6 protein-coding genes and 1 riboswitch are annotated in these 8,614 nt (G+C 67.4%); of the genes, 5 read left to right on the top strand and 1 reads right to left on the bottom strand.

Features of this window, described 5'->3' with window-relative positions:
* The first annotated feature begins 253 nt into the window (after positions 1 to 253).
* Positions 254 to 394: riboswitch (SAM riboswitch) on the top strand.
* Positions 395 to 408: 14 nt separating this feature from the next.
* From thrC to AB0B90_RS32735, 5 genes are all read left to right on the top strand, one after another.
* The gene (thrC, locus tag AB0B90_RS32755; protein WP_362926240.1) at positions 409 to 1,698 is read left to right on the top strand and encodes a threonine synthase; all 1,290 of its coding nucleotides are present in this window, start codon (positions 409 to 411) and stop codon (positions 1,696 to 1,698) included.
* Between the two features lie 22 nt (positions 1,699 to 1,720).
* Positions 1,721 to 1,996, top strand: coding sequence for a MoaD/ThiS family protein (locus AB0B90_RS32750; protein WP_350945794.1), 276 nt, complete (start codon positions 1,721 to 1,723; stop codon positions 1,994 to 1,996).
* A gap of 358 nt (positions 1,997 to 2,354) precedes the next feature.
* Positions 2,355 to 2,555 (top strand): cold-shock protein, encoded by a 201-nt coding sequence (locus AB0B90_RS32745; protein WP_012895270.1) that lies wholly within the window; start codon positions 2,355 to 2,357, stop codon positions 2,553 to 2,555.
* Positions 2,556 to 3,035: 480 nt separating this feature from the next.
* The gene (gene groL / locus AB0B90_RS32740; RefSeq protein ID WP_350945793.1) at positions 3,036 to 4,661 is read left to right on the top strand and encodes a chaperonin GroEL; all 1,626 of its coding nucleotides are present in this window, start codon (positions 3,036 to 3,038) and stop codon (positions 4,659 to 4,661) included.
* Positions 4,662 to 5,100: 439 nt separating this feature from the next.
* Positions 5,101 to 6,168: a YncE family protein gene (locus AB0B90_RS32735; RefSeq protein WP_362926239.1), complete on the top strand. Its 1,068-nt coding sequence runs from the start codon at positions 5,101 to 5,103 to the stop codon at positions 6,166 to 6,168.
* Here AB0B90_RS32735 and AB0B90_RS32730 read toward each other — a convergent pair.
* Positions 6,118 to 8,142: an AAA family ATPase gene (locus AB0B90_RS32730; protein ID WP_350945791.1), complete on the bottom strand. Its 2,025-nt coding sequence runs from the start codon at positions 8,140 to 8,142 to the stop codon at positions 6,118 to 6,120. The genes AB0B90_RS32735 and AB0B90_RS32730 overlap by 51 nt on opposite strands.
* Positions 8,143 to 8,614: the final 472 nt, after the last annotated feature.

Below are 8,614 nucleotides of genomic sequence, written 5' to 3'. Positions count from 1 at the left end.
GCGCCCTCACCCACCGCTGCGCACCCCCACCCTCCAGCGACAAACTCCTTTAGCCCCCCCCCGCCCGGCGGGGGCCTCACCTGTCCTTTCACCTGTTTTTCCAGTCACGCCGCCTGTCTCGGGGGCGGAGGAACGGATCCGGCTGTCCGCTGGATAACACGCCTTATCTCGCACAGTGAGACATGAAGTCAGGAGGGCGGCAGGGCGGGGTAGAGTGCTCAAGACCTGCGCGTCAGGTTTCCAACTGAATATCTGCTCATCCAGAGGGGTGGAGGGACCGGCCCTGCGAAGCCCCGGCAACCATCCCGGTTCACGACCCGTGATCTGAACGAGGTCGACCGGGACAGGTGCCAATTCCGGTCTGTGACCAGGGTGGTCCAGACGAAGATGAGGGAAAGGCCTCGCTTCATGGCGCTCGCAACCACTGAGAACACCACCACCTCCGCTCGTGCCGACGGCACGCGTGACCGGCGCTTCGGCCCCGCCGTGGCGCTGTCCTGCCGGGAGTGCGGTGCCCGCTACGACCTCGGCCCCAGTTTCGCCTGTACCGAGTGTTTCGGGCCCCTTGAGATCGCGTACGACTTCGGGCGGGTGACCCGGGAGCGGATCGCCGAGGGGCCGACCAACATCTGGCGCTACCGCTCGCTGCTGCCCGTCCCCGAGGACGTGGCCGCCAAGCCCAACATGGCGCCCGGCTGGACCAAGCTCGTCAACGCCGGCAACCTCGCCCGCGAGCTGGGCATCCGCTCGCTGCACGTGAAGGACGACTCAGGCAACCCCACCCACTCCTTCAAGGACCGCGTGGTGGCCATCGCCGTCGAGGCGGCACGCAACTTCGGCTTCCACACCCTCTCCTGCTCCTCCACCGGCAACCTCGCCGGTGCCGTGACCGCCGCCGCCGCGCGGGCCGGGCTGGACGCCTGCGTGTTCATCCCCTCCGACCTGGAGCAGGCCAAGATCGTGATGGCCTCCGTGTACGGCGGCAGGCTCATCGGCATCGAGGGCACCTACGACGACGTGAACCGCTTCTGCTCCGAGCTCATCGGCGACGAGCTGGGCGACCAGTGGGGCTTCGTCAACGTCAACCTCCGCCCGTACTACGCGGAGGGTTCCAAGACGCTCGCCTACGAGATCGCCGAGCAGCTCGGCTGGCGCCTTCCCGACCAGATCGTCATTCCGGTCGCCTCCGGCTCGCAGCTCACGAAGATCGACAAGGGCTTCAAGGAGCTGATCGCGCTCGGCCTGGTCGAGGACAGCCCGTACAAGATCTTCGCCGCCCAGGCCGAGGGGTGCTCCCCGGTCTCCTCCGCCTACAAGGCGGGCCACGACGTGATCCGGCCGGTCAAGCCGGACACGATCGCCAAGTCGCTCGCGATCGGTAACCCGGCCGACGGACCGTACGTCCTGGACATCGCCCGCCGCACCGGCGGCGCGGTCGAGGACGTCACCGACGCCGAGATCGTCGACTCGATCCGACTGCTGGCGAGAACCGAGGGCATCTTCGCCGAGACGGCGGGAGGCGTCGTCGTCGGGGTGCTGCGCAAGCTGGTCGCCTCGGGCACGCTCGACCCCGACGCCGAGACCGTGGTCCTCAACACCGGCGACGGTCTCAAGACCCTGGACGCGGTGGCCGCGGAGGCGCGCCCGACCGCAGTGATTCGACCCTCTCTTGACGCATTCCGTGCGGCTATCGCCTAGAAATCGTGAAAGGTACTGAATTATGAGCGTTTCTGTGCGGATTCCGACGATTCTCCGGACTTACACCGATGGTGCCGCCGAGGTGAACGGAGAAGGCGAGACCCTGCGCGATGTTCTTCAGAAGCTCGACGCGGACTTCCCGGGGATCGGTGCCCGGATTCTCGATGAATCGGGAAAGATCCGACGTTTTGTCAATGTCTACGTGGGGGATGAGGACGTCCGTTTCGCCGACAACCTCGACACGGCGACGCCCTCCGGTGTTCAGATCTCCATCATCCCGGCGGTGGCCGGAGGCTGACTCCTCCGCCCTGACGCGGCCCTGACCGCCTCGCGTCGCACCGCGTCATCCCCAGGGGCACCCGCGAATCCACGGCACCCGCCCGGCTCCGGCCGGGCGGGTGCCGTGTTTTATGACAGAAGCTCATATTTGCCGCGTACACGAATAATGTAACCCCTGACTAACCAGCAGTGATGATGAAACTTTCTCCTCGTGATAAAAGCTCTCGTAAAGAGGTAGTTTGGTGCTTGACTCTGTTGCCCGACCGCTTCCCACAGGTATGGTCGGAACGATCGACGTGGCGAAGTCCGCCCCGGAGATTGGGGACTTCGCGAGAGGAATGGGCGTCGTCCTTTAAGACCAGTAAGAGGAGTCGCAAGTGGCGCAGGGCACCGTCAAATGGTTCAACGCGGACAAGGGCTACGGCTTCATCGCGGTAGACGGTGGTAAGGATGTGTTCGTCCATTACTCCGCGATCATGATGGATGGCTACCGTGCCCTGGAGCAGGGGCAGCGGGTCGAGTTCGAGATCACCCAGGGGCAGAAGGGTCCCCAGGCGGAATCCGTCCGGGCGGTCTGACGCAGCCGTTTCATGAATTCGCAGGGAGGAGTCGGCGGGTCCCGAGGTTTCGCGGTCCGCTGAACCCCCACCGCCCAGGCCCGGCTCGCCCTCATCCGGCGAGCCGGGCGTTCGTGTCGTTCGGGCATGCGCCAACGACGGCAACGACGGCAATGACGACGGTGTCCGACAGCGCCCGACAGCGCCCCCCAAAGGCCCCGATGACGCCGATGACGACGCATCGCGTACGCCGACGTGACGCGGGATCTTCGCGGACATGACGAGAAGCTGAAGATCGTCCCACGCGCGGCCCAGGTCAACGAGGCGCGGCTTGCACTCGTCGGGGTAGAGTGCTAAACAGATTCTTGGCACTCACGCATAGAGAGTGCCAATCCTGGATCGAGGCGATGGGGCCCGCCGAACGGAGTCGTGGGCCCACATGCCGTCGCGGGCGTCGGCTCGGTCCGGTGTAAGCCACCCTTTCTCTGGGAGGTTAGCCGTATGGCAGCCAAGATGATCGCGTTTAACGAGGACGCCCGGCGCGGTCTCGAGCGCGGCATGAACCAGCTCGCGGACGCCGTCAAGGTGACCCTCGGCCCCAAGGGCCGTAACGTCGTGCTGGAGAAGAAGTGGGGCGCCCCCACCATCACCAACGATGGTGTCTCCATCGCCAAGGAGATCGAGCTCGAAGACCCGTGGGAGAAGATCGGGGCCGAGCTCGTCAAGGAGGTCGCGAAGAAGACCGACGACGTCGCGGGTGACGGCACCACCACCGCCACCGTGCTCGCCCAGGCTCTCGTACGCGAGGGTCTTCGCAACGTCGCCGCCGGCGCGAACCCGATGTCCCTGAAGAAGGGCATCGAGGCCGCCGTCGAGCGCGTCTCCGAGGAGCTGTCCAAGCTCGCCAAGGACGTGGAGACGAAGGCGCAGATCGCCTCCACGGCGTCCATCTCCGCGGGCGACCCGCAGATCGGCGAGATGATCGCCGAGGCGATGGACAAGGTCGGCAAGGAAGGCGTCATCACCGTCGAGGAGAGCAACACCTTCGGTCTCGAGCTTGAGCTCACCGAGGGCATGCGCTTCGACAAGGGCCTCACCTCGATGTACTTCGTCACCGACCCGGAGCGTATGGAGGCCGTCCTCGACGACCCGTACATCCTCGTCGTCAACTCCAAGGTGTCCGCCAACAAGGACCTGCTCCCGGTTCTCGACAAGGTCGTGCAGGCCGGCAAGCCGCTGCTGATCATCGCCGAGGACGTCGAGGGCGAGGCCCTGGCCACCCTGGTCGTGAACAAGATCCGTGGCCTGTTCCGCTCGGTCGCCGTCAAGGCGCCCGGCTTCGGTGACCGTCGCAAGGCGATGCTGGGCGACATCGGCATCCTGACCGGTGCCCAGGTCATCAGCGAGGACCTCGGCCTCAAGCTGGAGTCCACCACCCTGGACCAGCTCGGCCGCGCCCGCCAGGTCATCGTCACCAAGGACGAGACCACCATCGTCGACGGCGCCGGTGACGCCGAGCAGATCGCCGGTCGGGTCAACCAGATCCGCGCCGAGATCGACAACACCGACTCCGACTACGACCGCGAGAAGCTCCAGGAGCGCCTGGCCAAGCTGGCCGGCGGCGTGGCCGTCATCAAGGCCGGCGCCGCGACCGAGGTCGAGCTCAAGGAGCGCAAGCACCGCATCGAGGACGCCGTTCGCAACGCGAAGGCGGCCGTCGAGGAGGGCATCGTCCCCGGCGGTGGCGTGGCGCTGCTGCAGGCCGGCGCGAAGGCGTTCGACAAGCTGGAGCTCTCCGGCGACGAGGCCACCGGTGCCGCGATCGTGAAGAAGGCTCTGGAGGAGCCGCTGAAGCAGATCGCGGTGAACGCCGGCCTTGAAGGCGGCGTCGTCGTGGAGAAGGTGCGCAACCTTCCCGCGGGTGAGGGCCTCAACGCCGCCACCGGCGAGTACGTCAACCTGTTCGAGACGGGCATCATCGACCCGGCCAAGGTGACGCGTTCCGCACTGCAGAACGCGGCGTCCATCGCGGCGCTGTTCCTCACCACCGAGGCCGTCATCGCCGAGAAGCCCGAGAAGGCCGCGGCCGCTCCCGCCATGCCCGGCGGCGGCGACATGGACTTCTGAGTCCAACCGCTTTCAGTCAAAGAGGCGACCCCGACATTTCGGGGTCGCCTCTTTGGCGTGTTTTCCCGAGTGATGTCGGCCATCGGTCGTCGTACCTCCTTGAAAGGGCCGTCCTGAGGGCGCCACCGGAGGGGCGGGGAGAGACGGAGCCCGATCCGGCGGCCGGTGTGCGGAGTCATGGGCGAGAAGGGGCTCGCAAGGCCGGGTGGGGCCGAAAGGACGCGGTCACCTCCACGTCGTCCGGCCGGCTTCGGTGCCGCCAGGCAATGAATGGACCAAGGCGGGTGAAACGATAGTGCGAGCCGGTGCGTCGTTTCCTGAACGCGACGCCCTGTGGTCGTAGAACGAGGTGTTTGTTGCGACAACGGGTTCCTTGACGGCGCGGCGGAGGATGACGATGTATCACCACCACTGGAAAACACCTGAGGGTGGGTGGAGGTTGCGTGCCCTTCCCATCATGGTGGCGCTGGTCGTCATGGTCGGTCCGGTGACGCCGACGACCGCGGACGCGGCGGACACGCCGCCGAACAACGTCGTCTACGTGGCCAACTCGCAGTCGGACACCGTGTCGGTGATCGACGCGACGACCAACGAGGTCACCGCGAGCATCCCCGTCGGTGACAACCCCGTCGGGGTGGCGGTCGCTCCCGACAACGCGCATGTCTACGTGGCCAACTCGCAGTCGGATACCGTGTCGGTGATCGACGCGACGACCAGGGAGGTCACCGCGACAATCCCCGTCAGCGGCAGCCCCATCGGGATCGACGTCTCCTACGGCGGCACCCGTGTCTACGTGACCGATGTGCGAAAGGACACCGTGTCGGTGATCAACACGCTGACCAACAGGGTCATCGCCACCGTCCCGGTCGGCAAGAACCCGTTCAGGATCACCGCCATTCCCTACCGCCGTGTCTACGTGGCCAACCAGGGCTCCGACACCGTGTCGGTGATCAGCACGCTGACCAACAGGGTCATCGCCACCGTCCTGGTCGGCAAGAACCCGTTCGGAATCAGGTTCGCCCCCAATGGCCTCTACGTCTACGTGGCCAACCAGGGCTCCGACACCGTGTCGGTGATCAGCACCAGGACCAACAAGGTCGTCGCCACGATCCCCGTCAGTAGCGCTCCTTCCAGGATCGTGGTCTCCGCCGACAGCGCCCTTGTCTACGTGACCACGCTGATCCCGGAGGGCGTGGCGGTGATCGACGCCAGGACCAACGAGGTCATCGACACCATCTCTGTCGAGGGGGCTCATTTCGGGATCACGATCTCCCCGGACGGCACCTGGCTCTATGTGACCGACCTGGAGGCGGACAGCGTGTCGGTGATCAGCACCAGGACCAGAAAGGTCGTCGGTGTCATCCCGGTCGGCAAGAGTCCTTTCGGGATCAGAGCAGCGAACCGGGTGCCCCGGCCCAGGAGTTCGTACCGTCTGGCGCCGACCGGACAGACAACGTCACCCGGCGAGCTGGGAGGGAAGCTCCCCGGTGTGCAGGACGGTGAGTGAGGTGACGGCCCGGGTCAGGACGACGTACAGCCGGGCCAGCCCTCGCGGTTCCGCCTCGACGATCTCGGCGGGCTCGGCCACGATCACGTGGTCGTACTCCAGGCCCTTGGCCAGGGACGCCGGGACGACCAGGAGACGGTGGTCCTCGACCGTGTCGGGGCTCAGCACCCGGTGATCCAGGTGGGACAGGGCCTCGGACGCGGCCCCCACCGAGGCGTCGGGGACGATGACGCCGATCGACCCCTCGCGGGCGAGCGCCTCCTCGGCGGCACGGGCCAGCGCCTCGGCGAGGTCGGGTGTCGGCCGCACCGACAGGGAGCCCGCGCCGGGACGCAGTGACCGGGGGGCGGCCAGGTCAGGGGCGACGGAGGGCAGCAGCCTGGCCGCGTAGTCGAGGACCTCGCGGGGCACACGGAAGCCGAGGGTGAGCTCGGTGACCGCACCGTCCTCGAAGCCGAGATGGGTGAGGACCTCGGTCCAGGAGCGGGCCGACCAGGGGGTGGTGCCCTGCGCGAGGTCGCCCAGCACGGTGGCCGAGCCGGTGCGGCAGCGCCGGCCGAGGGCGCGCAACTGCATCGCCGACAGGTCCTGGGCCTCGTCCACGACCAGGTGGCCCAGCGGGACGGTCCGCTCGATCATGTCGGCCAGCTCGTCCATCAGCGCGCCGTCGGACGCCGACCACTTCGCCGAGCGGAAGGACTTGGGAGGCTTCGCCCACAGCAGCAGCGACTGCTCGGAGGCCGTGAGGTCGTCCTTGGCGGCGGCGGCGAGGAAGGCGGGGTCGCTGAACAGCCGGTGGAGCACCTGCTGCGGGGTCAGCTTGGGCCAGACCGCGTCCACGAGCGCCCTGACCGGCTTGGACCTGGCCACCGCGTCCTGCACCCGGTCGTCGGGAGACTCACCGCGCTGCTCCATCCGGACGAGCACCAGGTGGGCGAGGCGCTGGGCGAGCGTGGCGCGCCCCGGGCCGTAGCGGACGGTGCCGCGCAGCGAGGCGACGATCTCGCGGACCTCGTGGTCGGCCACCCGGTAGCGGTTGATCCCCTTGGTGAACAGCACGCCCTCGGTGGGCTTGACGACGTGCGCCCACAGGGCGCGTCGGAGCACGGGGACGATCCTCGCGTCGCCCTTGACGGTGCCGACCGCGGGGTCCTCGGGGGCGGAGTGGTCGCCGAGGATCCCGGAGACCGTGGTCTGGTCGACCTTGACCTCGCCCAGGGCGGGCAGGACGGAGGAGATGTAGGAGAGGAACGCCCGGTTCGGACCGACGATCATCACGCCCGACCTGGCGAGCCGCTCGCGGTGGGTGAAGAGCAGGTAGGCCGCCCTGTGCAGGCCCACCGCGGTCTTCCCCGTGCCGGGGGCACCCTGGACGCACACCGTCCGCCCCAGGTCCGAGCGGACGATCTCGTCCTGGTCGGGCTGGATCGTCGCGACGATGTCGCGCATCGGCCCCGAGCGGGGGCGCTCGATCTCCTCGGTGAGGATCCTGCTCTGGGCGAGGGCGGCGCCGCCCTGGTCGAGGTGCTCGTCCTCGTACGCGGTCAGGTCGCCGCCCCGGTAGCCGAACCTGCGGCGCAGGGCGACGCGCATCGGGTCGGACGGGCTCGCCTGGTAGAAGGCCCGCGAGACCGGTGCCCGCCAGTCGATGACCAGGGGACGGCTGCTGTCGTCGTGGACGTGCCTGCGCCCGACGTAGACCGTGCTGGGAAGGTCGTCTCCGGCCTCGCGGTCGAGGCGGCCGAAGAACAGGGGCGTGCCGGAGTGGTCGGCGAGCGCCTCGACGCGCTGGTCGAGCAGCGCCTGCAGGATCTGCTGGGAGACCCAGTCTCCGGCGGCGTCGGAGGAGAGGGACCGGGCGTGCTCGCGCATCGCGCGCAGCGCCGCTCTGGAGACGGCCAGATGCTCGCGTTCGGCGGCGAGGATCCGGGCGGAGTCGTCGGTTATGTCGGGGGCCAATTGATGTGCGGGCACGCTGAAGCGCCTCCCATTCGATAAACGGAGGTGGTGGTCATCGGGCAGCGAATCGACCAGCTTAGCGACGGCCCCGCGGAGTCTCAAAAGGATTAACGGTGAACGAGGATACGGCGGATGCCGCGCGGGCGCCGGGGACACGCGGCGACGAAACACGGCGGGCGCTGCTCCGGTGCCGGTGGCGCGCGGAGACAAAAATCGTTTTACCGTTCCAACGGCCGCTGAGGTGGGCGTCTGATGATCGAAGAGAGCGTTCTCTTCGTCGGCGATCCGATCGTTCCGTAATCGCCCTGACACTCTCTGTAATTCTCCATGGAAATGGCGAAAAAGCGAGGCGAACCCGGTGAGTCCCGCAGATCATGGGGGTATGTCGCCAGTGGCCCTGAGGCCTAGCGAGGGGGTGGTTTGTTTGTCGAAAGCCCGCGGGATTTCGTGGACCTGACACAAATCGACGACGTGTTCGCTGTGTGAG

The organism is Streptosporangium sp. NPDC049078, assembly GCF_040648855.1.
Lineage (GTDB): Bacteria > Actinomycetota > Actinomycetes > Streptosporangiales > Streptosporangiaceae > Streptosporangium.
This window is presented reverse-complemented; position numbering and strand designations above follow the sequence as displayed.

Coding starts and splice junctions, on each gene's coding strand:
- thrC (WP_362926240.1), top strand. CDS start 409: ATGGCGCTCGCAACCACTGAGAACACCACCACCTCCGCTCGTGCCGAC.
- AB0B90_RS32750 (WP_350945794.1), top strand. CDS start 1,721: ATGAGCGTTTCTGTGCGGATTCCGACGATTCTCCGGACTTACACCGAT.
- groL (WP_350945793.1), top strand. CDS start 3,036: ATGGCAGCCAAGATGATCGCGTTTAACGAGGACGCCCGGCGCGGTCTC.